General features: G+C 69.6%; 20 protein-coding genes. 17 read left to right on the plus strand and 3 right to left on the minus strand.

Annotation, left to right across the window (positions count from 1 at the left end; genetic code table 11):
* Nucleotides 1-111: 111 nt before the first annotated feature.
* The 5 genes from D9V41_RS03460 to D9V41_RS03480 all read left to right on the plus strand — a co-directional run bounded on the left by D9V41_RS03460 (nucleotide 112) and on the right by D9V41_RS03480 (nucleotide 5,160).
* Nucleotides 112-1,302, plus strand: a complete 1,191-nt coding sequence (locus tag D9V41_RS03460; protein ID WP_121793143.1) for an acetyl-CoA C-acetyltransferase — start codon at nucleotides 112-114, stop codon at nucleotides 1,300-1,302.
* Nucleotides 1,303-2,262 carry a methylmalonyl Co-A mutase-associated GTPase MeaB gene (gene meaB / locus D9V41_RS03465; protein ID WP_121793144.1) on the plus strand — a complete coding sequence of 320 codons (960 nt, stop codon included), beginning with the start codon at nucleotides 1,303-1,305 and terminating at the stop codon, nucleotides 2,260-2,262.
* A gap of 210 nt (nucleotides 2,263-2,472) precedes the next feature.
* On the plus strand, nucleotides 2,473-3,390 hold the full coding sequence (locus tag D9V41_RS03470) for a tetratricopeptide repeat protein (RefSeq protein WP_121793145.1): 918 nt from the start codon (nucleotides 2,473-2,475) through the stop codon (nucleotides 3,388-3,390).
* A 46-nt stretch (nucleotides 3,391-3,436) separates the two neighbouring features.
* The gene (locus tag D9V41_RS03475) at nucleotides 3,437-4,192 is read left to right on the plus strand and encodes a hypothetical protein (protein WP_133434100.1); all 756 of its coding nucleotides are present in this window, start codon (nucleotides 3,437-3,439) and stop codon (nucleotides 4,190-4,192) included.
* Nucleotides 4,189-5,160, plus strand: a complete 972-nt coding sequence (locus tag D9V41_RS03480) for a DUF8094 domain-containing protein (RefSeq protein ID WP_133434102.1) — start codon at nucleotides 4,189-4,191, stop codon at nucleotides 5,158-5,160. Before D9V41_RS03475 ends, D9V41_RS03480 begins: the two co-directional genes overlap by 4 nt.
* 6 nt (nucleotides 5,161-5,166) lie before the next feature.
* Here D9V41_RS03480 and D9V41_RS18285 read toward each other — a convergent pair whose 3' ends face one another.
* Nucleotides 5,167-6,027 (minus strand): NUDIX hydrolase, encoded by an 861-nt coding sequence (locus D9V41_RS18285; RefSeq protein ID WP_208006721.1) that lies wholly within the window; start codon nucleotides 6,025-6,027, stop codon nucleotides 5,167-5,169.
* Between the two features lie 65 nt (nucleotides 6,028-6,092).
* Between D9V41_RS18285 and D9V41_RS03490 the strand changes: the two genes are divergently transcribed.
* Complete coding sequence (locus D9V41_RS03490) at nucleotides 6,093-7,160, plus strand: DUF418 domain-containing protein (RefSeq protein WP_121793148.1); 1,068 nt, start codon at nucleotides 6,093-6,095, stop codon at nucleotides 7,158-7,160.
* A gap of 69 nt (nucleotides 7,161-7,229) precedes the next feature.
* Here D9V41_RS03490 and D9V41_RS03495 read toward each other — a convergent pair whose 3' ends face one another.
* Both D9V41_RS03495 and D9V41_RS03500 read right to left on the minus strand, forming a co-directional pair.
* Nucleotides 7,230-7,487 carry an HPr family phosphocarrier protein gene (locus D9V41_RS03495; RefSeq protein WP_121793149.1) on the minus strand — a complete coding sequence of 86 codons (258 nt, stop codon included), beginning with the start codon at nucleotides 7,485-7,487 and terminating at the stop codon, nucleotides 7,230-7,232.
* Nucleotides 7,488-7,497: 10 nt separating this feature from the next.
* Nucleotides 7,498-9,555, minus strand: coding sequence for a PTS fructose transporter subunit IIABC (locus tag D9V41_RS03500; protein ID WP_121793150.1), 2,058 nt, complete (start codon nucleotides 9,553-9,555; stop codon nucleotides 7,498-7,500).
* A 159-nt stretch (nucleotides 9,556-9,714) separates the two neighbouring features.
* On the opposite strand from D9V41_RS03500, the gene D9V41_RS03505 reads away from it, so the two are divergent.
* From D9V41_RS03505 to D9V41_RS03555, 11 genes are all read left to right on the plus strand, one after another.
* Nucleotides 9,715-10,494 carry an enoyl-CoA hydratase/isomerase family protein gene (locus D9V41_RS03505; protein WP_121793151.1) on the plus strand — a complete coding sequence of 260 codons (780 nt, stop codon included), beginning with the start codon at nucleotides 9,715-9,717 and terminating at the stop codon, nucleotides 10,492-10,494.
* Between the two features lie 3 nt (nucleotides 10,495-10,497).
* A complete protein-coding gene (locus D9V41_RS03510) occupies nucleotides 10,498-11,442 on the plus strand; it encodes a hypothetical protein (protein ID WP_121793152.1) in 945 nt (314 codons plus the stop codon).
* A gap of 173 nt (nucleotides 11,443-11,615) precedes the next feature.
* Entirely contained in the window at nucleotides 11,616-12,395 is a 780-nt protein-coding gene (locus tag D9V41_RS03515) for an electron transfer flavoprotein subunit beta/FixA family protein (RefSeq protein ID WP_166375903.1), read from the plus strand.
* A gap of 15 nt (nucleotides 12,396-12,410) precedes the next feature.
* On the plus strand, nucleotides 12,411-13,358 hold the full coding sequence (locus D9V41_RS03520) for an electron transfer flavoprotein subunit alpha/FixB family protein (protein ID WP_121793153.1): 948 nt from the start codon (nucleotides 12,411-12,413) through the stop codon (nucleotides 13,356-13,358).
* 230 nt (nucleotides 13,359-13,588) lie between these two features.
* Entirely contained in the window at nucleotides 13,589-15,205 is a 1,617-nt protein-coding gene (locus tag D9V41_RS03525) for a peptide ABC transporter substrate-binding protein (protein WP_121793154.1), read from the plus strand.
* Between the two features lie 130 nt (nucleotides 15,206-15,335).
* A complete protein-coding gene (locus D9V41_RS03530; protein ID WP_121793155.1) occupies nucleotides 15,336-16,262 on the plus strand; it encodes an ABC transporter permease in 927 nt (308 codons plus the stop codon).
* Nucleotides 16,255-17,232: an ABC transporter permease gene (locus D9V41_RS03535; RefSeq protein WP_121793156.1), complete on the plus strand. Its 978-nt coding sequence runs from the start codon at nucleotides 16,255-16,257 to the stop codon at nucleotides 17,230-17,232. The genes D9V41_RS03530 and D9V41_RS03535 overlap by 8 nt, the downstream gene beginning before the upstream one ends.
* Nucleotides 17,229-18,932, plus strand: coding sequence for a dipeptide ABC transporter ATP-binding protein (locus tag D9V41_RS03540; RefSeq protein ID WP_121793157.1), 1,704 nt, complete (start codon nucleotides 17,229-17,231; stop codon nucleotides 18,930-18,932). Before D9V41_RS03535 ends, D9V41_RS03540 begins: the two co-directional genes overlap by 4 nt.
* A gap of 186 nt (nucleotides 18,933-19,118) precedes the next feature.
* Nucleotides 19,119-19,766 (plus strand): hypothetical protein, encoded by a 648-nt coding sequence (locus D9V41_RS03545; RefSeq protein ID WP_121793158.1) that lies wholly within the window; start codon nucleotides 19,119-19,121, stop codon nucleotides 19,764-19,766.
* Nucleotides 19,767-19,768: 2 nt separating this feature from the next.
* Entirely contained in the window at nucleotides 19,769-21,289 is a 1,521-nt protein-coding gene (locus D9V41_RS03550) for a DNA polymerase Y family protein (protein WP_121793159.1), read from the plus strand.
* A gap of 101 nt (nucleotides 21,290-21,390) precedes the next feature.
* On the plus strand, nucleotides 21,391-24,804 hold the full coding sequence (locus D9V41_RS03555; protein WP_121793160.1) for an error-prone DNA polymerase: 3,414 nt from the start codon (nucleotides 21,391-21,393) through the stop codon (nucleotides 24,802-24,804).

Raw genomic sequence — 24,804 nt, forward strand, 5'->3', positions numbered from 1 at the left:
TCGCAGCGTAGTGCCACGTCGACGGGCCGTCCTGTGACCCCTGCCACACGGGTACCCGCGAATGTTAACCGCGAGTAAAGTGACCCCAACGTCACGCGAAGGAGTTCTCCCATGACCCAGTCCGTCATCGTCGCCGGTGCGCGCACCCCGATCGGACGTCTGCTCGGCGGCCTCAAGTCCCTGTCCGGTTCCGATCTCGGCGGCATCGCCATCAAGGGCGCCCTGGAAAAGGCCGGCGTTTCCGGTGACCAGGTCGACTACGTGATCATGGGCCAGGTACTCGGCGCCGGTGCCGGTCAGGTTCCGGCTCGCCAGGCGGCCCACAAGGGCGGCATTCCGCTCGACGTGCCGGCAGTCACCATCAACAAGGTGTGCCTCTCGGGCATCAGCGCGATCGCGATGGCCGATCAGCTCATTCGCGCGGGCGAGTACGACATCGTCGTCGCGGGTGGTCAGGAGTCGATGACCCAGGCTCCGCATCTGCTCACCGGCTCGCGCGAGGGCTACAAGTACGGCAAGACCACGATGCTCGACCACATGGAGTACGACGGTCTGTGGGACTCGCTCACCGACCAGGCCATGGGTGCGCTCACCGAGCAGCGCAACGGGGAGGTCGACCGCCTCAGCCGCGAGGAGCAGGACGCCTTCGGCGCCCGCTCGCACCAGCTCGCTGCCGAAGCGCAGAAGAACGGCGTCTTCGACGACGAGATCGTGCCGGTCGAGATCCCGCAGCGCAAGGGCGACCCGGTCGTGGTCGCGGCCGACGAGGGCGTGCGTGCCGACACCACCGCCGAGTCGCTCGGCAAGCTGCGTCCCGCCTTCTCCAAGGAGGGCACCATCACGGCCGGCACGGCCAGCCAGATCTCCGACGGCGCGTGCGCGGTCGTGGTGATGAGCAAGGCCAAGGCCGAGGAGCTCGGGCTGACCTGGATCGCCGAGATCGGTGCGCACGGTGTCGTCTCGGGCCCCGACTCGACGCTGCAGGAGCAGCCGGCCAACGCGATCGCCAAGGCGCTGGAGAAGGAGGGGCTGTCGGCGAACGACCTCGATCTCGTGGAGATCAACGAGGCGTTCGCAGCGGTCGGTATCGCCTCGGCGAACAAGCTCGGCATCTCGACCGACATCGTCAACGTCAACGGCGGCGCCATCGCCCTCGGTCATCCGATCGGTATGAGCGGCGCACGCGTCGTGCTGCATCTGGCCAATGAGCTGGGCCGCCGCGGTGGCGGGGTCGGCGCTGCCGCCCTGTGCGGTGGCGGCGGCCAGGGTGACGCGCTGATCGTCCGCGTCCCGAAGAACTGAGTGGGCTCCCGGCCCCACGACGTCACCGACCTGGTCTCCCGCGCTCGTCGCGGTGAGGCCAGGTCGGTGGCACGTCTGATCTCCCTCGTCGAGGCCGAATCGCCGGTGCTCCGCGAGGTCAGTGCGGCTCTCGCGCCCCACGCGGGAGGTGCGCACGTGATCGGCCTGACCGGCTCGCCCGGAGTCGGCAAGTCCACCAGCACCTCGGCGCTCGTCGCGGCGCTGCGGCGTCAGGGGCGCACCGTGGGGGTGCTCGCGGTGGACCCGAGTTCGCCCTTCACCGGAGGCGCCCTGCTCGGCGACCGCATCCGCATGGAGGAGCACGCCACGGATCCCGGCGTGTACCTGCGCTCGATGGCCAGCCGGGGCCACCTCGGCGGGCTGTCGTGGGCCACACCGCACGCGATCCGGGTCCTGGACGTCGCGGGGTGTGACGTCATCCTCGTCGAAACCGTCGGGGTCGGGCAGTCGGAGGTCGAGATCGCCGGCCTGGCCGATACCACGCTCGTCCTCGTCGCGCCGGGCATGGGCGACGGTATTCAAGCGGCCAAGGCAGGCATCTTGGAGGTCGGCGACGTCTTCTGCATCAACAAGGCCGATCGCGACGGGGCGACGACGACCCGGCGCGAGTTGCGCACCATGCTCTCGATGACGCACCGGCCCGACGGCGCCTGGACCCCGCCGATCGTCATGACCGTGGCGACCTCCGGCGAGGGGATCGACGCGGTCGTGGAGTCGATCGACGATCATCGCACGCATCTGCGCGCCAGCGGCGAGTTGCGGCGGCGGCGGCACGCGCGGGCCCGGCGCGAGGTCGAACGCATCGCCCTCGCGGAGATGAGCCGCCGCTTCGAGGTGGGCAACGAGGACCGTCTCGACCAGCTGGCCGAGGACGTGTTGTCGGGCCGAGCCGACCCGTTCACCGCCGCGGATGCGCTGCTCGCCGCCACACCCGGCTGAGCTGCGGCGGAGGGCTTCGGATCGGGGCATCGGGAGAACTGCTCCGCGAAATGGTGGCCGAGTGCTACGGCGCGCGGACCGTCGTGGAGGCGGACTCCGAGCACCTCGAGGAGTCTGCTGATCTGCCCGGGGCCGACTCCCGGCTTCGGCTGTCGCACTCCGTCCCACGACCCCGCCGCACGCCGCGGGGCGACTTCCTACAATGGGCGCATGACGTTCTCGCGCCCCGGTGCCATCGATCTGTCCGCTCTCGCGAACTCCCCGTCGGCGAGCTCGGCTGCGCCGAGTCAGGCCGCCGACGGCGCGGTCTATGTCATCGATGCGACCGAGCAGGACTTCCAGGACATCATCCAGTCCTCTCTGGAGCACCTCGTGGTGCTGGCGTTGTGGTCGCCACGTTCGCCGCAGAGCAGTGACTTCACGGACCTCCTCGTCCAGGCGACGACGCGCTACCAGGGAGCGATCCAGATCGCGCGCGTCGATGTCGACGCCAACCCCGGCATCGCGCAAGCGCTGGGTGCCCAGGCGGTGCCGCTCGTCGTCGGCCTCGTCAAGGGGCAGCCGGTGCCGTTGTTCCAGGGCACCGTCGACGCAGCGGAGATCGCCCGGTACTTCGACGAGCTCGTGAAGCTCGCGGCCCAGCACGGGCTGACCGGCCGCGCCGCCCCCTCGGGTCAGGCGGCCGAGGCCCCGGCCGACGACGACGAGCCGGCCGACGATCCACGTTTCGCGGCGGCCGACGAGGCGTTCGCCGCCGGCGACTTCGCCACCGCGATCGCGGAATACGAGAAGCTGCAGGCCCAGCACCCCGGTGAGAGCGAGATCGGCGAGCGACTCGCCGGAGTCAAGCTCATGGCGCGCACGCAGGGCGCCGACCTCGTCGCAACCCGGCAGGCAGCCGCCGACCGTCCCCACGACATCGAGGCGCAGCTGCTCGTCGCGGACCTCGACGTCTCCGGTGGCCACGTCGACGACGCGTTCGCCCGCCTGATCGACCTCGTCCGCCGCACGAGCGGCGACGAGCGCGAACGGGTGCGCCAGCGGCTGCTCGAGCTGTTCACCGTCGTCGGCATCAACGACCCGCGCGTCTCCACGGCGCGCCGTGCCCTCGCCACGGCGTTGTTCTGATCGCACCTCGGCTACGGTTCTTCCCATCGGCCGAGGGGAGGGAATCGTGCGGGTCGGGTGGTGGCGAGTGCTCCAGGCGCTCGCGGGCGTGGCGTTCCTGACGGGCGTCGCCGGTGCTGTCGTCCTCGGACCGGACAGTCGCTTCGTCACCGGGCCGCACGCGATCGACACCGACGTGTCCGCGGTAGTGACGCAGCCCGGAGTCCTGACCTGGGAGAATCTGCAGGTCGAGGTGCTGGCCGAGGTTCCGGCCAACAAGCCGGTCTTCGTCGGACTCGGCAACAGCGTCGACGTCATGAGCTATCTCGACTCGACGCGCCGGCTCGAGGTCACCGGTTTCCGCACCCCTTGGTCGCCTCAGATGGAGCTGATCGACGGCAATCCCGCAGCACCGGCCGCGCCCACGGCGCTCGACTGGTGGCTCGACGGACAGGGCGGCCTCGGCGGCGCGGCCATCGACACGCGGCTCCCCGACGAGACCGTCTCGGTGGCCATCGTCGCGGTCGGTGAGGCGAACTTGCGCGGTCTCGAGGTGAGCGTCGCGTACGGCCTCCACGGCGGTTTCGCCCGGTCGCTCGGGCTCATCGCGGCCGGCGCCGCGATCGTCGCGCTCGTGCAGCTGCTGCTCGTGCGCAGTGAGGACGAGGAGGATGTCGTCGAGGACGTCGTCTACGTCGTGGTGGACGAGGACGGCACCGAGCGCGAGATCTCGGCGGACGAGTTGGACGAGCTGGGGAGTTACGAGGTGGTCGAAGAGACCGTCGTGGAGGACACGCCGGTCGAGCAGGAGCCACCGCGATGAGGCGCGCCACGATGGTGGCCGGGGTGCTCGTGACCGCGTTGGCGTTGACCGCGTGCGCGATCCCGCGTGAGCGCGCCGCCGAGGACCTCCGTCCGGCGAAGATCGCCGTCGCCCCCGTCGAGGTCGAGGACGTGGTCGCGAAGTACCGCGAGGTGCGGAGCGCCGCGGTCGACGCCCTCGACGCCAAGCCGCTGTCCACGGTGGAGGCCGGTCCCGTGCTGGCGGTCGACACCGGGACGTTCGAGGTGGCCGAACTGCTCGAGCGCGAGGAGTTCGCGCTCGACGGTCCGTTCACCGTCGAGACCACGATGTTGCCTCGGTTCAGCAGGTATCCGCTCTGGTTCGCGGCGCTCGTTCGCGACGAGGAGACCGGGCGCCGTCAGCTCCAGGTGTACGAGCGGACGACCGCGGCCGACCCCTGGCTGTTGACCGCGAACCCCGAACTCGCCGGTGACACGCCGCTTCCCGAGATGCGCCGCGTCGGTGACGCGACACGACGGGTGGGGGTCGATGACGGCGCGGGCATGGCGGCCGCGCCGCTCACCGCGTTGCAGGCGCTGGCCGCGGCGCTCGATGAGCCGGAAGCGGAGGAGTCGGCCGCGTGGGCCGAGGATCCCTTCGTCGTTCAGATGCGGGAGACGGCCACCAAGAACGCCGAACTCGAGGGCAGCAACTTCGCGCAGAGCTGGGCCGCCGACGAGCAGGTGTACGCCTTGCGCACCGCCGACGGTGGTGCCTTGGTGTTCGGCACCCTCCTGCGGCAGGACACGTTCGACGTCGAGGCGGGGCTTCGCGTCACCTGGCCCGAAGACTCACCGCAGCGCGCGTTCTGGCCCGATGGTGTCGTGGGGCGCGGGTCGCTGCGCTACTACCACCAGGTGCTGGTCCGGGTCCCCCCGGCCGGCTCGAACGAGTCGGCGGCCACCTTGGGCACGTTCGGGGGAGTCGTCGGTTCGGCAGGTCAGTGAGCCGGATCATTCCGGTTGCAGCGGCGCCTCGCGGTACGCCGGCAGGGTTCCGGTCTCGACCGCTTCGAGCAACTCGGCCGTCGCGCCCGTCGCCCGCTCTCGGACGGTGTCGAGATCGCACCAGTGCACCGCCTTGATCTCGCTGCGCTGCAGTGCCATGGCCTGAACCGCCTCGCTGGAGACCGTGCCGAGATCGAAGACGAACAGGCAGGCGTCGTCCCATCCTCGCCACGGCGGAAGCCAGTTCATCGTGACGAGCTGTTGGACCTCGACGGCGATGCCGAGCTCTTCGTGGAGCTCGCGCACCAACCCGGTCGCGGGCGATTCGCCGACCTCGACGACGCCGCCGGGCAGGTCCCACTCGCGCTTGTAGGTCAGTTCGCACAGGAGATAGCGCCCGCGTTCGTCGCGCAGGAGGCCCTGGCCGATCACCCGTTTGCGCGGCAACCCAGCGTTGAGGATCGCGATGAAACCGTCGCGGGTCGCGATCGGGGGGTCATTGACCAGCCGCGCGACGGTGACGGTGTCCTGCCCGTCGGCCTGGCGCGCGATGCCCTCCCGTCGCAGCCCGGCGATCGAGGCGGCGCGCAGGTCAGCGGGGGAATCAGCGTCGACCTGCGCCCATACGCGGTGCCATCCCAGCTCGCTGAAGGCGTGATGGATGCCGAGCCGAAGGGCGCGACTGGCGAGGAGCGGTTCGGCGCGGTGACCGAAGTTCCACCGCAGCGTTCCCACGTGCTTGCCCTCGGGCCGCAGTGCGACGGTGCCGATGCGTTCGTCGTCGACGAGGACCGCGAAGCCGATGAACTCCGACGAGCCCGACGTCGGCTGCAGGGTCAGCTCACCGTCGCTCAGTGCCTCAGTCACGGTCCCGAGGCTACCTGGTGCCGACGGGGCTGCCCGGCGCCGTGATCGTGTGATGGAATCAGCCCATGCCCGTCCCGGACGCCCCTCGCGTCGCCTCGGCGACCGCCCGCTGGGCGTTGCCCGACCTCGCCCGGGGCTTCGCGATCGTGGCGATGCTCATCGCTCACGCCCAGGTGTTGATTCCTGAGCGGCCCGAGTTCGTGAGCGAGATCTTCGCCCGACTCAACGACGTCGCGTCGCCGCTGTTCGGTCTCGTCATGGGGATGTCCGCCGCCATCATGCTTCGGTCGAACAGCGAGCCGGCGTGGCGAGTCGTGTGGCACAACGTCCTGCGCGGCGGCGTGCTCATCGGCCTCGGAGTCTGGCTCGAGACGTGGGGGAGCTGGGTGGCGATCGTGCTCGCGATCCTCGGTTGCCTTCTCGTCGTCGGTACGCCGGTTTTGCTGCTGGGAGGCCGCGCCGTGGCGGCGATCGCGGTCGTGGTCTTCGTCGCCGCCCCGGTCGTCAACGATGCTGTGCAGCGGGCGATCGACTGGCCCGGCGGATACCACGCCGACATCGCCAACTCTCCGAATCCCGGGGAACTCCTCGTCCGATGGTTCATCGCCGATCCCCACTACCGGGTGACGTCACTGCTGCCGTTCTTCCTTGCGGGAGCGCTGCTGGCCTGGAGCGGGACGGCCCGCCGTCCGGACCCGAGCTGGTCGCTGGCGGCCGTCTGCGTCGGGGGCGGGCTCGAACTCGTCGCGACGTGGTGGCGTGCGGCGCTCGGCGACGTGGTGGAATCCGGGTCGCTGCCCGATGCGGTGCACGACGCGGCACTCGTGACGCTCGCGTTGGGGGTGTGCGGTCTGCTGGTGGCGTGGCGCCCTGCGGAACCGGTCCTTCGTCCGCTGCGCGAGCTCGGCACGGTCGCGCTGTCGCTGTACGTGCTGCAGATCGCCATCATCGCATGGCTGAACCGCGATGAATTGCGACCGGTGCTCGAGAACGACTGGTCCGGGTGGTGGCTCATCGTCCTCGGCGTCGCGGTGGCCGGCTGGGCCTGGGCGCACTGGGTGGGCCGCGGACCGGTGGAATGGCTGACCGGCATCGTGTCCGGCCGCTACCGCCGGAGCCGCGAAACCCGTTGAGTGTGACGTTCGGCAGGGAGAACGGGCGATATCACCGGCCAAACGTCACACTCAACGCGTTGGCGCAGCCTAGGCGTCGAGGTCGGACTCGACGAGTTCGGCGATCTTCTCCATGACGCTCGCGTCGTCGCTCTCGACGGTGACCTCGTCGCCCTTCTTCGCGCCGAGCGTCATGATGAGCAGCGCCGAACCGGCGTCGACGGGCTGTCCGCCGGCGGTGGCGAGCGTCACGGGAACGCCGGCCTCGCTTGCCGCCTGCGCGATGGTGGAGGCGGGGCGGGCGTGCAGACCGACGGACGAACCGACGGTCACGGTCTTACTGGGCATGACGGTCCTCTCAGGCGTTGACGGGCGCGGTGGCCCCGGACGACGCGGCCGGCTCGCGGCGGCCGAACTGCTTGGCCGCCGTCACGGCGATCGCACTGACGACGGTACCGGCGACGATCGAGACGAAGAACCACAGGACCTGGTCGACGGCGAAGAACACGAAGACGCCGCCGTGCGGAGCGGCGAGGGTGACTCCGGTGCCCATGGCCATGGCACCGGCGACCGCCGAACCGAGCATCATCGAGGGGATCACCCGCAGCGGGTCGGCGGCGGCGAAGGGGATCGCCCCTTCGGAGATGAACGCCGCGCCGAGTAGCCAGGCGGCCTTGCCGTTCTCGCGCTCCTCCTCGGTGTAGAGGCGGGGACGCAGCGCCGTCGACAGGGCCAGCGCGAGGGGCGGCGTCATGCCCGCGATCATCACGGCGGCCATGATCTTGAGCTGGGTGGCGTCGCCGGAGGCGATGGCGTCGGCGGTGAGGCCCGTCGTCGCGAAGACGTACGCCGCCTTGTTGACGGGACCACCGAGGTCGAAGGCCATCATGAGGCCGAGGATCGCGCCGAGCACCAGCGCCGAGCCACCGCTGAGGCCGTTCAGCCAGTCGGTGAGTGCGGAGCTGGCGTCGGCGATGGGCCGACCGATGAGCAGCAGCATGAGCAGGCCGACCACCAGGGTGGTCACGAGGGGGATGATCACGACCGGCATGAGCCCGGCGAGCCAGCGCGGTGCCTCGCGCCGGGTGAACCAGCCGGCCACCATGCCGGCCAGCAGACCGCCGGCGATACCGCCGAGGAAGCCCGCGCCGATCTGGTTCGCGAGGAACCCGACGACGAATCCGGGCGCGATTCCGGGACGGTCGGCCATCGCGTAGGCGATGTAACCCGACAGCGCCGGGACGAGGAAGCTGAACGCCCAGGACCCGAGCAGGAACAGCAGCGCACCGAGGTAGGCCAGCAGCGGGCTGCCGAACAGCGTGTGCTCGAAGGGTTCGGGCAGATTGGTCAGCGAGTTGTCCTGAAGGATCGTCGACGCCGCGTCGCCGGCGACCTCGTAACCGGCGAGCAGGAAGCCGAGGGCGATCAGCAGGCCGCCGGCGGCGACGAACGGGATCATGTAGCTGACGCCGGTCAGGAGCCACTGCCGCAATTTGAAACCGAACGAAGCGTGCTCGTCGCTGCCGGCACCGGCGGACGAGGTGCCCCCGCGGACCGGGCTGACGGTGCGGGCGTCGGGGTCAGCGGCAGCGGCCAGCGCCTCGCGCACCAGACCGTCGGCGTCGTCGATTCCGCGCTTCACTCCGCTCTCGACGACGGGCTTGCCGACGAAACGCTGCTTGTCCTTGACTCCCACGTCGGTGGCGAAGATGACCGCGCCGGCGCGCTCGACGGTCTCCGGATCGAGCCGCTTGCTGCCGGAGGAGCCTTGCGGCTCGACGTGCAACTCCACCCCTGCCTCGCGCGCCGCCCGCTCGAGCGCCTCCGCTGCCATGTAGGTGTGGGCGATGCCCGTGGGGCAGGACGTGACGGCGACTAGCGAGACCGGCTCCGAGGCCTCCTCGGTCTCGACCGCGTCCGACGTCGGCTCGTCCGCGGACTCGTCGGCCGCCGAAGGAGTGGGCAACGCGGGGGCGACTGCCTCGTCGACGAGCGCGACGATCTCCTCGGGCGTGGTCGCCGAGCGCAGGGCCGCCGTGAAGTCCGAACGCACGAGTGCGCGAGCGAGCGCCGACAGCAGGGCGAGGTGATCGGCGTCGCCCTCGGCGGGGGCCGCGATGAGGAAGACGAGCTCTGCCGGCCCGTCCGGCGCGCCGAAGGGTGCAGGAGCGCTCAACCGGGCGAACGCGAGCGACGCCTCCCGCACGGCGGCCGAACGGCAGTGGGGGATGGCGATGCCACCAGGTAGTCCGGTCGCGGACTGGCCCTCGCGCTTGAGCGCGTCGGCCGCGAGGCCGACGGCGTCCGCGCGTCCGGCGTCCTCGACCCGCTGGGCGAGCGCCGTGATGACGGAGCGGGGGTCGGCGCCCAGGTCGACATCGAGGGCGACGAGGTCCGAGACGATGAGGTCGGTCATGACGTCTTCTTTCCCAAGCCACGTTCGTGGATATGTGTGTGTTTGTGTGGCTTCATGTGAGTTTGCGACGTGGGTCACGTCTCTGTCAACTCCACGCGCGGGACATGGCACGATGCAGAAGGTAGACGGCGGGAAGCGCCGAGAGGAAAGGACGCGGTAGTGGGAGAGTACGCACGGCTCGAGGTCGCCGACGGTGTCGGAACGCTTCGCCTGGACCGTCCCAAGATGAACGCCCTCGACGCCCAGATGCAGGAGGAGATCGTCGAGGCCGCCCGGGAGGCAGACCGGCGCGAGGACGTCGCCGCCGTCGTGGTCTACGGCGGGGAACGGGTCTTCGCCGCCGGCGCGGACATCAAGGAGATGGCGGCGATGGGCTACCGCGCGATGCTCGCGCACGGCCACCTGCTTCAGGAGTTCACCCGTGCTCTCGCGGCCATCGGCAAGCCCACGGTGTCCGCCATCACCGGCTTCGCTCTCGGCGGCGGGTGCGAGGTCGCGCTCGCGACCGACGTGCGGTTCTGTGCCGACAACGCCAAGCTGGGTCAGCCCGAGATCCTCCTCGGGATCATCCCCGGTGCCGGCGGCACTCAGCGCCTGGCCCGTCTCGTCGGACCGGCGAAGGCCAAGGAGCTCATCTACACGGGGCGCTTCGTCGACGCCGACGAGGCCCTGCGCATCGGACTCGTCGACGCCGTTCATCCGGCCGACCGTGTCTACGACGAGGCGCTCTCCTGGGCGCGGCAGTTCGTCGGCGGTCCCGCGCTCGCACTGCGCGTCGCCAAGGACGTGGTCGATCGCGGGCTCGAGACCGATCTGCAGACGGGACTCGAGATCGAGCGGGCCGGATTCACCGGGCTGTTCGCGACCGACGACCAGAAGGCCGGTATGGCGTCCTTCATCGAGAACGGCCCGGGCAAGGCCACCTTCAGCGGGCGCTGACCCATGGACGCCCCCGACGACAAGGCGCGGGCGCGCCAACTGCGCGCCGAGGCTCGTCGACGCCGCCGGGACGAAGCGCTGCGGCGCTACCAGGAGCGGACCGAGCGGCGCACTGAGCGAGACGCGCTGCACGAGGCGCAGCGTGCCGCGGCGGAGCGCCTGGAACGGGCTCAGGCCGAGGCGCGCGCACAGCTCGAGGCCGAACGGCTCGCCGCGGATGCCGCGGAGCGGGAGGCGGCCGAGCGCCGTGCCGAAGAGGAGGCCGAGCAGCGTCGGGCCGAGGAGGCCGAACGGCTCGCCGCGGAAGCCGCGGAGCGGGAGGCGGCCGAGCGCCGTGCCGAAGAGGACGAGCGGCGGCGGGTCGAGGAGACCGTCGTCGTCGAGCCGATCGAGGAGCCGGAGCAGGAGCAGCAGCCGGTGGAGCCTACGGTCGTTCTCCGGGACGAGTCACCTGCCCACGGCGCGGAGCCCGCGGGACCTGACGCGACCGAACCGGACCCGGTCGTCGAACGAGCCGACGAGCCGCCGGGCGAGAGTGATCGCGACGACGCCGATGCGTCGAGCATGACGGTCGGGTTGCCCGCCGCGCCGCGGGAGTTCGCGACCCAGCCACGCGACGAGCGGGCCGTCCCGGCGCCGCCCAGCCCCCGTCGCTCACTGCTGGTGCGAATCGTACGGCTCCTCGGTTCGCTCGCGGTCGCGCTGGGAAGCCTGGCCTCCATCCTTCTCGCGCTCGGAGCGCTCACGCTGGCGTTGGGGGAGCGGCCGGTGCGGATCTTCGAGGCGATCGAGCCGCTGTGTCGGACATTGGCGCTCGGCACGGGAGCGGAGCTTTCCCCCCTCGACACGCTCGTCACGTGGATCGTCGCGGCGATCGCCTACCTCATCATCGGGTTCGCACTCCAGGCGTTCTCCCGGCAGATCACCGGACGGCGGCGGCGGGTGTGACCCAGGACACTGCGCGCTGAGCGGTGGCGTAGTTAACCTGTGGGTAACATCGCTCGTTAAGAAAGGGTCGCCTCACCCTGTGAATTCTTCACATGGCAAGGTTGATCCGACCAGTCGTCAGACTGCCGTGGGTCCCAGCCGGGCTCACGCCCCGATTTCACAGGAGGGTCCTCGTGACCAAGATCGTTGTCGCTGTGAAGTACGTGCCGGACGCCACGGCCGACCGCACGTTCGAAGCCGATAACACCGTCGACCGCGAGAACGTCGACGGACTGCTGTCCGAGCTCGACGAGTACGCCGTCGAACAGGCTTTGCAGGTCGTCGAGGCCGGCGAGGGTGAGGTCACCGTGCTCACGGTCGGTCCCGCCGATGCCGCCGATGCCGTACGCAAGGCGCTGCAGATGGGTGCCGACTCCGGTGTTCACGTCGAGGACGACGCGATCGCGGGTTCGGATGCCTTCGCGACGTCGCTCGTGCTCGCCAAGGCGATCGAGAAGCTCGAGTACGACATGGTGTTCTTCGGCATGGCCTCCACCGACGGGTCGATGGGCGTTGTTCCCACGCTCGTGGCCGAGCGGCTGGGTCTGCCGGCCGTGACGTACGCGTCCGAGGTCAGCGTCGACGGCGACACCGTCACGATCCGCCGCGACAGCGACGCCGCCACCCAGGAGATCGAGGCCAGCGGCAAGGTCGTCGTGAGCGTCACCGACCAGACCGGCGAGGCTCGCTACCCGTCGTTCAAGGGCATCATGGCCGCCAAGAAGAAGCCGGTCGAGGAGTGGACGCTCGCCGATCTGGGCATCGACGCGAGCGAGGTCGGCCTGGACAACGCCTGGACCAAGGTCGAGTCCTACACCCCGCGCCCGCCGCGCACGGCCGGCGAGATCGTCACCGACGAGGGAGACGGCGGCACCAAGCTCGTCGAGTTCCTCGCCTCCAAGAAGTTCGTGTGAGTAGGAGCCTGAATCATGAGTGAAGTCCTCGTTCTCATCGATGCCCTCGAAGGCAAGGTCACCAAGCCTTCGCTGGAGCTCCTCACCATCGCACGTCGCATCGGCGAGCCCTCGGCCGTCGTGTTCGGCGACGCCGACACGGGCGTGCTGTCCGAGTACGGTGCGGAGAAGATCTACACCTTCGACGACGCCGCGTACAGCGAGTTCCTCGTCGCCCCGAAGGCGGACGGCGTGACGCAGCTGGTCAAGGACAAGAACCCGGCCGCCGTCCTCGTTCCCTCCACCACCGAGGGCAAGGAGGTCGCCGCACGGGTCGCGCTGCGCACCGAGTCCGGCCTGATCACCGACGCCGTGGACGTGACCGTCGACGGCGGCACGATCACGACGACCCAGTCGGTGTTCGCCGGCAACTTCACCGTCGCCGCGCAGGTCACCAAGGGCACGCCGATCATCGCGGTCAAGCCGAACTCCGCCGCACCTGAGCAGGCCGCGGGCGCCGGCGCGGTCGAGGCCGTGTCGGCCGAGGTCGCGGAGTCCTCCAAGACGGCCAAGATCACGTCCAACAAGCCGAAGGAGACCTCGGGTCGTCCCGAGCTCACCGAGGCCGCGATCGTCGTCTCCGGCGGCCGCGGAACCGGCGGCGACTTCTCCGACGTCGAGGCGCTCGCCGACGCTCTCGGCGCGGCCGTGGGTGCCTCGCGCGCCGCGGTCGACTCGGGGTGGTACCCGCACACCTTCCAGGTGGGCCAGACCGGCAAGACCGTCTCCCCGCAGCTCTACATCGCCAACGGCATCTCCGGCGCCATCCAGCACCGGGCGGGCATGCAGACGTCCAAGACGATCGTCGCGGTCAACAAGGACGAGGAGGCGCCGATCTTCGAGCTCGTCGACTTCGGCGTCGTGGGCGATCTCAAGCAGGTCCTGCCGCAGGCGACCGAGGAGATCAAGAAGCGCAAGGGCTGAGTCCCTGAGCACCGCGGAGCGTCGTCGTCCGACCCTTCGCTCACGAAGGCCCCTGGGAAACCCGGGGGCCTTCGTGCTGTCTATGGCCCGGGCGAGTCGTTCGCGATGGCTCATCGGTTCGGTAACACTTTGATTAAGGTGAGCGCCGCCCTCTGTCGGAGCACCCGTCCTGAGTGATAGCAATGAGGATGCGCCTGATCTGGCGTACCCATGTACAGGAGGAAAACCCCATGCGACTCACTCGGCGGACACGCCTGGCGGGCATCGCGCTGGTCGCGGCCGGCAGCCTCACCCTGGCTGCCTGCGGTGGTGGAGACGGTGGCGGCGACAACGCCGACAACGTCATCACGTCGAACAGCATCGAGCCCCAGAACCCCCTCGTGCCGAGCAACACCAACGAGGTGGGCGGCGGCAACATCATCGACCTCATCTTCGCCGGACTCGTGTCGTACACGACCGACGGCGAGACCGAGATGGAGGTCGCTGAGTCGATCGAGTCCGAGGACAACATCACCTGGACCGTCACGCTCAAGGACGGGTGGACGTTCTCCGACGGTAGCCCCGTGACGGCCAGCTCCTTCGTGGACGCGTGGAACTACGGCGCCAACCCCGAGAACGCTCAGCTCGGTGCGTACTTCTACTACCCGATCGAAGGCACTACGGGCGACGGCACGATCGAGGGCGGCGGCGACACGATCTCCGGTCTCAACGTGGTCGACGACCTGACCTTCACGATCAAGCTCAAGAACCCCGAGTCGGACTTTCCCGGACGTCTGGGCTACGCGGCGTACTTCCCGCTTCCGGAGGTCGCGTTCGAGGACATGGAGGCCTTCGGCGAGAAGCCGGTCAGCAACGGCCCCTACACGCTCGAGTCCTGGGAGCACGACGTCCAGGCCGTGCTCGTGCCGAACGAGGATTACGACGGCAACCGCAAGCCTCAGAACGACGGCATCACCTACAAGTTCTACCAGGATCCGGACGCGGCCTACACCGATGTGCAGTCGGGCAACCTCGACGTCCTCGATCAGGTGCCGCCGAGCGCGCTGACCACCTACGAGACCGACGACTCGGTGCAGGCGTTCTCCGAACCCGGCTCGGTCAACGCCACCATCACCATCCCGTCGTCGCTCCCGCACTTCGCGGAGGACGAGGAGGGCAAGCTGCGCCGTCAGGCCCTCTCGATGGCCATCGACCGTGAGGAGATCACCTCCAAGATCTTCGACGGTTCGCGCACCCCCTCGACCGACTTCAGCTCCCCGCTGATGCCGGGTTACACCGAGGACATCGAAGGCAACGAGGTTCTCGAGTTCGACGCCGACGCCGCCAAGGACCTCTGGGCCCAGGCCGACGCGATCAGCCCCTTCGAGGGCACGTTCGAGCTGTCGTACAACGCCGACGGCGCGGGCAACAAGGAGTGGGTCGAGGCGGTAGTCAACCAGTGGCGCACCAACCTCGAGATCGAGGCGGAGCCCAAGGCGTTCCCGACCTTCGCCGAGCTGCGTGAGCTGGTCACGAACCGCACGATCGGCACGGCGTTCCGTACCGGTTGGCAGCCCGACTACCCGTCGATCTACAACTACCTCGGCCCGATCTTCGGAACCGGCGCGGGCTCGAACGACGGCGACTACAGCAACCCGGAGTTCGACGCCAAGCTCGTCGAGGCCTCGAGCGCGCAGAACGATGATGAGCGCTACCAGGCGCTCGCCGAGGCGCAGGCGATCCTGATGGAGGATCTGCCGGCGATCCCGCTGTGGAACACCAACATCTCCGCCGCGGCGGCAGAGGGTGTCAACAACGTGGAGTTCAACTGGCAGAACAAGCCGGAGCTCCAGCGCGTCACCAAGTAATCACCACGGCGGGTGGGGCGACACCTCGAGGGGTGTCGCCCCACCCCTGTGTGATCCCACCCTCCCCCCGCCCGACGGTGCGACCCACCGCAGGGGAGTAGATTGATCCCTCGATCAGGAGGTCCTGCCCATGTGGTGGTATGTCGGAAAGCGCCTGCTGCAGGCGATTCCCGTGGTGTTGGGCGCCACGTTGCTCATCTACGCGATGGTGTTCCTGCAGCCGGGCGACCCCATCTTGGCGCTGTTCGGAGAGAAGCCGGTCTCCGAGTCCGTCAAGGCTGAACTCGAGGCGCAGTACAACCTCGACCAGCCGTTCATCATTCAGTGGCTGCTCTTCCTCGGTGGCGCCCTGACCGGTGACTTCGGCCTTTCATTCTCCGGTCAGCCCGTCGCCGATCTCATCGGCCGGGCCTTCCCGGTCACCCTCAAACTCGCCCTCATGGCCCTCGTGATCGAGGCCGTGCTCGGCATCATCGCCGGGTTCTACGCCGGCTTGCGGCGCGGCAAGATCTTCGACTCCACGATGCTCGTGGTGTCCCTGCTGGTCATCGCCGTCCCGATCTTCGTACTCGGCTTCATGCTCCAGCTCGTCTTCGGTGTCCAGTTGCAGTGGGCGCCGGCGACCGTCGGCGGCGACGCCTCGTTCCAGCGCCTGATCTTGCCGGCCGTCGTGCTCGGATTGGTCTCCTTCGCCTACGTGCTCCGCCTGACGCGCACCTCGGTGGTCGAGAACCTCGGTGCCGATCACGTGCGTACCGCCCGGGCCAAGGGGCTGAGTGAGACCGAGGTCAACCGCAAGCACGTGCTGCGCAACTCGCTGATCCCCGTCGTCACCTTCCTCGGCGCCGACCTCGGCACGCTGATGGCCGGCGCCATCGTGACGGAGGGCATCTTCAACATCCCCGGCATCGGCAACCTCGCGTACCAGGCGGTGTTGCGTGGCGAAGGGCCGACGGTCGTCTCGGTGGTCACCATCATGGTGCTCGTCTACGTCGTGATGAGCCTGCTCGTCGATCTGCTGTACGCCGCATTGGACCCGAGGATTCGCTATGCCTGACATGACTCCTTTGCCCGGGCAGACCATCTACGTCGCGCCCACCGACGGGACGCCGCTCGAGGAGACGGGCACCGTCGACACCAGCGCACCGCCGGAGGGCCAGTGGAAGGAGGCCTGGAAGCAGTTGCGGAGCAACTGGATCTTCTGGGTCTCGGCGGTCCTGCTGGTCATCATCTTCATCGTGGTCCTCTTCCCGGGACTCTTCACGGACATCAATCCGCGACAGGCGCAGTTGTCACGCAGCCTCGAGGGCCCGTCGGCCGACCACTGGTTCGGCTTCGATCGCCAGGGCTACGACGTGTTCTCGCGGGTCGTCTACGGCGCTCGGGCCTCGGTCACGGTCGGCATCCTGACGATGTTGTTCGTGACGGTCGTCGGGCTGTTGACCGGCGCGGTCGCCGGGTTCTACGGCAAGTGGGTCGACACGGCCATCTCCCGTGTCGCTGACATCTTCTTCGCGATTCCGCTGATCCTCGGCGCGATCGTGCTGCTGTCGACGCTCAACAACGTGTGGTCCAACCGCGGCTACTGGGGCGGCGTGCTCGCGGTCGTCCTCGTCTTGGCCGTGTTCGGCTGGCCGCAGATGACCCGTATCGCGCGCGGAGCGGTGCTGGAGATCAAGTCGCTCGAGTTCATCGACGCGGCACGCGCCATCGGGGCGACCAAGCGCAGCAACCTGTGGCGGCACGTCATCCCCAACTCGCTGGCTCCGGTCATCGTCACCGCGACGGTGTCGCTCGGTGTGTACATCGTCGCGGAAGCCACGCTGTCGTTCCTCGGCATCGGGCTGCCGCCGAGCGTGGTCTCGTGGGGCAACGACATCGCCGCGGCCCAGAGCCAGGTGCGGTCGGGCAACAACCTGCACGTCCTGTTCTTCCCCGCCGGTGCCCTCGCGATCACCGTCCTGAGCTTCATGCTGCTCGGTGACGCCGTGCGCGACGCCCTCGATCCGAAGGCCAAGAAGTCATGACCCAGCCCCTGTTGCAGATCACCGACCTCCAGGTCGCGTTCCGCGCCGGCAAGCAGGACATCCCCGCCGTGCGTGGAGCCGGTCTGACCGTGTATCCCGGCCAGACCGTCGCCATCGTGGGCGAGTCCGGATCGGGCAAATCGACCACCGCGCACGCCATCATCGACCTGCTCCCCGGAACGGGCCATGTCACGGGCGGCTCGATCGTGTTCGACGGTCGCGACATCACCCACCTCAAGCGCCGAGAGCGCGAGGCGATCCGAGGCAGCCAGATCGGTCTCGTGCCGCAGGACCCGATGTCGAACCTCAATCCGCTCGTGCGGGTCGGGAAGCAGATCAAGGAGTCCCTCGAGGCCAATGGGGTGGCCCGAGGCAAAGCCGCCGACAAGCGCGTGGTGGAACTGCTGGAGGAAGCCGGCCTGCCCGACGCGGCCAGCCGCGCCCGCCAGTTCCCGCACGAATACTCCGGCGGCATGCGCCAGCGTGCGCTGATCGCGATGGGTCTCGCGGCGCGACCGAAGCTGCTCATCGCCGACGAGCCCACCTCGGCGCTCGACGTCACGGTGCAGAAGCAGATCCTCGACCACCTGGAGACGCTGACGACGGACCTGGGCGTTGCGGTCCTGCTGATCACCCACGACCTCGGGCTGGCCGCCGAGCGCGCCGACCACCTCGTCGTGATGTACAAGGGCCAGGTCGTGGAGTCAGGACCTGCCCTGCAGATTCTCAAGAACCCGCAGCATCCGTACTCGCAGCGGCTCATCTCGTCGGCGCCCTCGCTGGCGTCCCAGCGCCTGACCTCGCAGTTGCGTGCGGAGGTGCGGGAGAGCTCGGTCAAGACCGCAGGGGAGATCGCGGCGGAGATCGTGGCCGAGGGCGAGCTCGGCGGCGAGGTCACCGATGCCGTGGTCGAGGCCAAGAACCTCACCAAGGTGTTCAAGCTCCCCGGCGGCGCGCCGGGCCGTTCGATCGACTTCACGGCCGTCGACGACGTGTCCTTCCGGCTCCGGCGCGGCACCACGACGGCGATCGTGGGGGAGTCCGGATCGGGTAAGTCGACCGTGGCCCGGATGGTCCTGGATCTGCTGGAGCCGACGAGTGGTTCGGTGGAGTTCGACGGCATCGACATCACCACGCTGCGCGACAAGAAGCAGCAGCTGGCGTTCCGGCGTCGGGTGCAGCCGGTGTTCCAGAACCCGTATGCCTCGCTCGATCCGATGTACTCGATCTACCGCTCGATCGAGGAACCGCTGCGCACCCACAAGATCGGCAGCGACAAGGAGCGCGAGGCCAAGATCCGCGATCTGCTCGACAAGGTGTCGCTGCCGTCGGCGGTGATGCGGCGGTTCCCGAGCGAGCTGTCCGGTGGCCAGCGTCAGCGCGTGGCGATCGCCCGGGCCCTGGCGCTCGACCCCGAGGTGGTCATCCTCGACGAGGCGGTCTCCGCGCTCGATGTGCTCGTGCAGGCACAGATCCTCACCCTGCTCAACGACCTGCAGGCTGAGCTGGGTCTGAGCTACCTGTTCATCACCCACGACCTCGCGGTGGTCCGGCAGATCGCCGACGACGTTCTGGTGATGCAGAACGGCAAGGTGGTGGAGCAGGCGACGGTGACCGAGGTCTTCGACCGCCCGCGCGAGGAGTACACCCGCAAACTGCTCGACGCCATCCCCGGCGGCTCCATCGAGCTCGCAAGCTGACAGTTGACCAGGAGACCACGCATCGCCCCATCACGGGGCGGTGCGTGGTCGACCTTTCCGATGCTCGGTGACGTTGCTGAAGCACCGCCGCTGTGCTCGTCAGGTTGACCACACACCGCTCCCAGTGCCGCGCGAGAAGGACTCCTCCGGATTGACCTGTTCGAACAGGTGTTCGATACTGGGAGGGTGTCCCGTGCTGCTCTGATCGATGATCTGCGTGCCAAGGTGCGCCAGCTCGAGGGGCGCCCGCAGGTCGCGTCCCTGACCGTTCATCCCGCGCTGGCCGGCATGCTCGACCTGCAGGTCGGCCACGCCTACACCGTCGACTCGGCCACCCTCGCGATGCTCGTCATGGCCGGCCCGTCCTCGCACGACGGCGCCTGGTGCGCGGTGGTCGGGGCCGGCGACTTCGGCATGGAGGCCGCACAGTCTTTCGGTGTCGATCTCGAGCGCACGGTGCTCGTTCCCGATCCGGGGGAGGACTGGCTCGCCGTCGTCGCGGCGCTCGTCGACGTGGTCTCTGTCGTGGTGGTGGCCGGGCGGGACATCTCCGCGCGCGACGCGCAGCGCATGGCCGCCCGGCTGTACGAGCGCCAGAGCATCATCATCGCGTGGGACGGCGCCTGGCCCCGGGCACGCGCTCACGTCCGGCTCACCGATGTCGTGTGGCACGGTGTGGAGCGCGGGAGCGGGCATCTGCAGTCGCGGCAGGCGACGATCGAGGTGCAGCAGGTCGGTCGGCCGGCGGCACGGCGTCGCTTCTGGTTGCCCGACGGCGATCAGCAGGTCCGAGCCGTCGAGCCGTCGTCACCACGGCTGCGGAGCGTGGGCTGACCATGGCGCGCATCCTGGTGCTCTGGTGCCCCGACTGGCCGGTCGTGGCGCAGCTGCCTGACCTGCCGCCCGATACCCCCATGGCCGTCCTGGAACGCGATGGCACCGTCCTGGCCTGCTCACCGCGGGCTCGGGAAGAGGGGGTGCGGCGCGGGATGCGACGCCGTGACGCCCAGGCCCGCTGTCCCGAACTCGTGCTCCGCGACCACGACGCTGACGCCGACGCCCGCGCCTTCGAGCCCGTCCTCACCCTCATCGAGTCGTTGAGCCCCGGGGTGGCCCCGTTGCGTCCGGGACTGTGCGCGCTGGGGGTCCCGGCGCGCTACTACGGCGGTGAGACCGAGGCCGCGGCGGTCATCACCGAGCAGCTCGTCGAGCACGGTCTGTGGGATGTCCGGTGCGGCATCGCCGACGACCTCTTCACCGCCGAGCAGGCCGCCCGTCGCGCGCCCGTGCAAGAGGCGTTCGTCGTCCCGGCCGGTGGCTCACCGGACTTCGTCCGCGATCTGCCGCTCGACGTCCTCGACGATGCCGACATGGTCGATCTGCTGCGACGGCTGGGATTGCGCACCCTGGGCGACTTCGCACGGCTCCCGGCGCGCGACGTCCACACCCGCTTCGGCCCGCTCGGGGCGATGGCCCACCGGCTCGCCCGCGGCGAGGACCACCGACTCGTCGCCCGGCGCGAGGTGCCGCCCGACCTCGTCGGACGCGCGGTGTTCGAGCCCCCGCTCAGCAGCAGTGAGGCCATCGCGTTCAGTCTGCGCACCACAGCCGAGTCCTTCGTGGCGGCCCTGACCGAGCGCGGCGAGGTGGCCACGGCCGTGCGCATCGAGATCGATGCCGACGGTGCACTCGCGCACGAGCGTTCCTGGAGGCACCCACGATGGTTCTCCTCGGCCGATCTGGTCGACCGGGTGCGGTGGCAGCTGCAGGCACCTGGCGTGATCACCCGCCCCGTCGACGAAGTCCGCATCGTCCCCGAAGCCGTCGCCACCCTGGGCGAGCACGCCGAGAGCCTGTTCGGGGGCGGGGTCGACGAGCAGGTCGAGCGCGGAGTGGCCCGGGTGCAGAGCCTCGTCGGTCCCGAGGCCGTGCGGTCCGCGGGAGTGCAGGGAGGGCGAGATCCGCGGGAGCGCCAGTTGACCGCGCCCTGGGGCGACCGTCCCGTGGGGGTCCGGGCCACCGAGGCTCCGTGGCCGGGATCGATCCCGGCCACTCCCGCCCCGGCTCGCGTCCTGCCCGAGCCGGCGCCGGCGCAGGTCGTGGGCGCCGAAGGGCAGAGCGTCGTGGTCACCGGGCGAGGCGGCCTGACCGGAGAACCCGCCCGGTTCCGGCCCCGTCCGGACGAGGCCTGGCAGCCCGTGGCGGCCTGGGCCGGACCCTGGCCGATCGACGACCTGTGGTGGGACGAGCATGCGGCGCGCCGGGTCGCCCGTTTCCAGGTCGTCGGCGTCGACGGCAGCGCCTGGCTCATGTGCGTCGAGAACGGCCACTGGTGGACCGAGGCCCGCTACGACTGACCGGTGTACCCGCTGAGTGTGACGTTTCGCCAGGTAAACCACGGAAATCACCTGCGAAACGTCACACTCAGCGGGTCCCGTACTGAGGGAGGAGGGGAGAGATGGGATGGCACAACCCGGATATCTCGTGGCGTGAGCTCGAGGCGCGACTGTCCGGCCGGGTCCCGCACCGGCACGAACCGGACGGCGGGGACGGCCCCGCATGGTCGCGCAAGCGCGGCGCCTACGACGCGCCGGAGGGCCTGGAACGCCCGTCCGAAGCCGTGGTGCCCTACGCCGAGCTGCACTGTCACAGCGACTTCAGCTTCCTCGACGGAGCCAGCGGGCCCGAGGAGATCGTGGAGGAGGCGGTGCGGCTCGGGCTGTCCGCGGTGGCGCTCACCGATCATGACGGCTTCTACGGGGCGGCCCGCTTCTCCGAAGCGGCGACCCTGCACGGGATGTCGACGGCCTACGGAGCCGAGCTCTCCCTCGGCCTCACCTCGCCGCAGAACGGACGCCCCGATCCCGAAGGCACCCATCTGCTGGTCCTCGCCCGCGGTGTGGAGGGCTACCACGCGCTGTCCGGGGCGATCACCGATGCGCAGCTGGCCGGAGACGAGAAGGGCCGCCCACAGTACGACCTCGACGCGCTCGCCGACCAGCTGCGCGATCGCGTCGTGGTGCTGACCGGATGCCGTAAGGGAGCGGTCCGCCAAGCGCTGGCCAGCGACGGGGCACCGGCGGCCGGTCGTGAACTCGTTGCCCTGATCGAGCGGTTCGGGGCCGACAACGTCGTCGTCGAGCTGACCGACCACGGTTATCCGCAGGACAGCGCCGTCAACGACACGCTCGCTGCGCTGGCCCGCGAGCACGGGCTTCCCGTCGTGGCCACCGGCAACGTCCATGCGGCGCGGCCTCGCGACGTCCGGCTCGCCCAGGCCTTCGCCGCGGTGCGGGCGCGGCGCAGTCTGGCCGAGATGCACGGCTGGCTCGGTTCCGTGGGATATCTGCGGTCCGGTGCCGAGATGCAGCAGCGCTTCGCCCGGTACCCCGGGGCGGTCGAGCGCTCGGTGCAGATCGCCCGCGAGGTCGGGTTCGACCTGCGGCGAGCCTCCCCGGCTCTCCCGCGGTTCCCCGTCCCGGACGGGCATACGCCGATGACCTGGCTGCGCGAGCTGGTCCGGCAGGGCGCTGACCGGCTCTACGCCCACCAGCGTGAGGAGGCCGAGGAGCGGCTCCAGCGTGAGCTCGCCGTCATCGAGGCCAAGGACTTTCCGGGGTACTTCCTCATCGTCCACGACATCGTCCAGTACGCGAAGGGCCGCGGCATCCTGTGCCAGGGGCGAGGTTCGGCCGCCAACTCGGCGGTCTGCTACGCCCTGGGGATCACGGCGGTCGACTCGATCAAGTTCGGTCTGCCGTTCGAGCGCTTCCTGTCCGCGACGCGTGACGAGGAGCCCGACATCGATGTCGATTTCGACTCCGATCGCCGTGAGGAGGTCATCCAGTGGGTCTATGAGCGCTACGGGCGCCGCAACGCTGCGCAAGTTGCCAACGTCATCAGCTACCGGCCCAAGTCGGCGGTGCGCGACATGGCCAAGGCGCTGGGGTACTCGCCGGGCCAACAGGACGCCTGGAGCAAACGGATCGACTCGTGGTCCGAGGTGGCGGTGGAGGATCCGCAGGACGCCGGCGCGCCACCCCAACCGGTCATCGAGCTCGCCGGTCTAGCGCTCGGCGCCCCGCGGCATCTGGGCATCCACTCCGGCGGCATGGTGCTGACGGCGCGGCCGGTGGGCGAGGTCGTCCCGATCGAGCGGGCGCGGATGGAGGGGCGCACGGTCCTGCAGTGGGACAAGGACGACTGCGCCTGGATGGGCCTGGTCAAGTTCGACCTGCTCGGGCTCGGCATGCTCGGCGCGATGCAGCACACCTTCGATCTGGTCGCGGCGCACACGGGGGAGCGGTGGGAGCTCGCCACCCTTCCCAAGGAGGAGGCCGCGGTCTACGACATGCTGTGCCGCGCCGATTCCATCGGGGTCTTCCAGGTGGAGAGCCGCGCCCAGATCGGCACCCTGCCGCGGCTCCGTCCCCGCTGTTTCTACGACCTCGTCATCGAGATCGCGCTCATCCGGCCCGGCCCGATTCAGGGCGGCGCGGTGCATCCCTACATCCGTCGCCGGCTCGGCACGGAGAAGGTCGACTACCTGCATCCTGCGTTGCAGCCGGTCTTGGAGCGCACGATGGGCGTGCCGCTGTTCCAGGAACAGCTCATGCAGATCGCCATGGCGGTTGGCGGGTGCACCGGTGATGATGCCGATCTGCTGCGGCGGGCCATGGGCTCTAAGCGGGGAGTCGAGAAGATCGAGCGGCTCGAGGCCAAGCTGTACGCGGGCATGGCCGAGCACGGGATCACCGGGCAGCTCGCCGACGACATCTACGCGCGCATCCAGGCGTTCGCCAACTTCGGATTCGCCGAGAGCCATGCGATCAGCTTCGCTCTGCTGGTCTACGCCAGCTCCTGGCTCAAACTGCACTATCCGGCGGCGTTCCTCGCCGGGTTGCTGCGCGCGCAACCCATGGGGTTCTACTCACCGCAGTCGCTGGTCGCCGATGCGCGTCGTCACGGGGTCGAGGTGCGCCGGCCCGACATCCAGCTGTCGCAAGCCCAGGCCGACCTCGAAGCGGTCGCGCCCCACAGGACCGGACCGACCGGGCTCGACTGCTGCCGCGATCACGCTCAGCCCGAGGTGCCGCCGTTCGATCCCTCCGCGGACCACCGGCTCGAGGAGCATCGGCGCGACGGTCATCACGCGGTCCGGCTCGGTCTGGTGAGCGTGCAGCAGATCGGCGAGGCCGATGCCGAACGGATCGTCGCGGCGCGTCGGGAGCGGCCGTTTCGGGATATGGCCGATGTCGCGCGTCGGGCGGAGCTGTCGGTGGCGCAGATGGAGTCGCTCGCCACGGCGGGGGCGTTCGACGGCTTCGGACTCAGTCGCCGGCAGGCCCTGTGGAACGCCGGCTACGTCGATCGGCTGGACCACCTCGAAGGCTCCGGTGTCGACGCTCCGCCGCCGGACATGCTGCCGGGCATGAGCGAGGTCGAGGTCACCACGGCGGATCTGTGGGCCACGGGCATCTCGCCGGGGGAGCACCCGTTGCAGCATCTGCGGCCGTTGTTGCGCGAGCACGGCATCCTCGCGGTGAGCGATCTCGCGACGCACGAGCCGCAGCGGCGCGTCCGCGTCGCCGGCCTCATCACGCACCGGCAACGGCCGTACACGGCCGGCGGGGTCACCTTCCTCAACCTCGAGGACGAGACCGGCATGCTCAACGTCGTGGTGTTCGAGTCGGTCTGGCAGCGGCACCGCCGGGTGGCCCGCGGCGCCGCGGGAGTCGTCATCCGCGGCGTCCTCGAGCACAGCGACGGCGCGGTCAACCTCAAGGCCGAGACGCTCGAACGCATCGAGAACCTCTATCCGCAGGCCGCCGCGGCGCTCCCGGCCAAGCACCGGGCCCGCGACTTCCGCTGA

It is taken from the genome of Aeromicrobium phragmitis (assembly GCF_003674095.1).
Classification (GTDB): Bacteria; Actinomycetota; Actinomycetes; order Propionibacteriales; family Nocardioidaceae; genus Aeromicrobium; species Aeromicrobium phragmitis.

What these genes read in the sequence shown, in the direction of transcription:
- D9V41_RS03540 (WP_121793157.1), top strand. Translation starts at nt 17,229, where the DNA reads ATGACCCAGCCCCTGTTGCAGATCACCGACCTCCAGGTCGCGTTCCGC.
- D9V41_RS03525 (WP_121793154.1), top strand. Translation starts at nt 13,589, where the DNA reads ATGCGACTCACTCGGCGGACACGCCTGGCGGGCATCGCGCTGGTCGCG.
- D9V41_RS03500 (WP_121793150.1), bottom strand. Translation starts at nt 9,555, where the DNA reads ATGACCGACCTCATCGTCTCGGACCTCGTCGCCCTCGATGTCGACCTG.
- D9V41_RS03520 (WP_121793153.1), top strand. Translation starts at nt 12,411, where the DNA reads ATGAGTGAAGTCCTCGTTCTCATCGATGCCCTCGAAGGCAAGGTCACC.
- D9V41_RS03490 (WP_121793148.1), top strand. Translation starts at nt 6,093, where the DNA reads ATGCCCGTCCCGGACGCCCCTCGCGTCGCCTCGGCGACCGCCCGCTGG.
- D9V41_RS03495 (WP_121793149.1), bottom strand. Translation starts at nt 7,487, where the DNA reads ATGCCCAGTAAGACCGTGACCGTCGGTTCGTCCGTCGGTCTGCACGCC.
- D9V41_RS03470 (WP_121793145.1), top strand. Translation starts at nt 2,473, where the DNA reads ATGACGTTCTCGCGCCCCGGTGCCATCGATCTGTCCGCTCTCGCGAAC.
- D9V41_RS03535 (WP_121793156.1), top strand. Translation starts at nt 16,255, where the DNA reads ATGCCTGACATGACTCCTTTGCCCGGGCAGACCATCTACGTCGCGCCC.
- D9V41_RS03510 (WP_121793152.1), top strand. Translation starts at nt 10,498, where the DNA reads ATGGACGCCCCCGACGACAAGGCGCGGGCGCGCCAACTGCGCGCCGAG.
- D9V41_RS03530 (WP_121793155.1), top strand. Translation starts at nt 15,336, where the DNA reads ATGTGGTGGTATGTCGGAAAGCGCCTGCTGCAGGCGATTCCCGTGGTG.
- D9V41_RS03555 (WP_121793160.1), top strand. Translation starts at nt 21,391, where the DNA reads ATGGGATGGCACAACCCGGATATCTCGTGGCGTGAGCTCGAGGCGCGA.
- D9V41_RS03550 (WP_121793159.1), top strand. Translation starts at nt 19,769, where the DNA reads ATGGCGCGCATCCTGGTGCTCTGGTGCCCCGACTGGCCGGTCGTGGCG.
- D9V41_RS03460 (WP_121793143.1), top strand. Translation starts at nt 112, where the DNA reads ATGACCCAGTCCGTCATCGTCGCCGGTGCGCGCACCCCGATCGGACGT.
- D9V41_RS03480 (WP_133434102.1), top strand. Translation starts at nt 4,189, where the DNA reads ATGAGGCGCGCCACGATGGTGGCCGGGGTGCTCGTGACCGCGTTGGCG.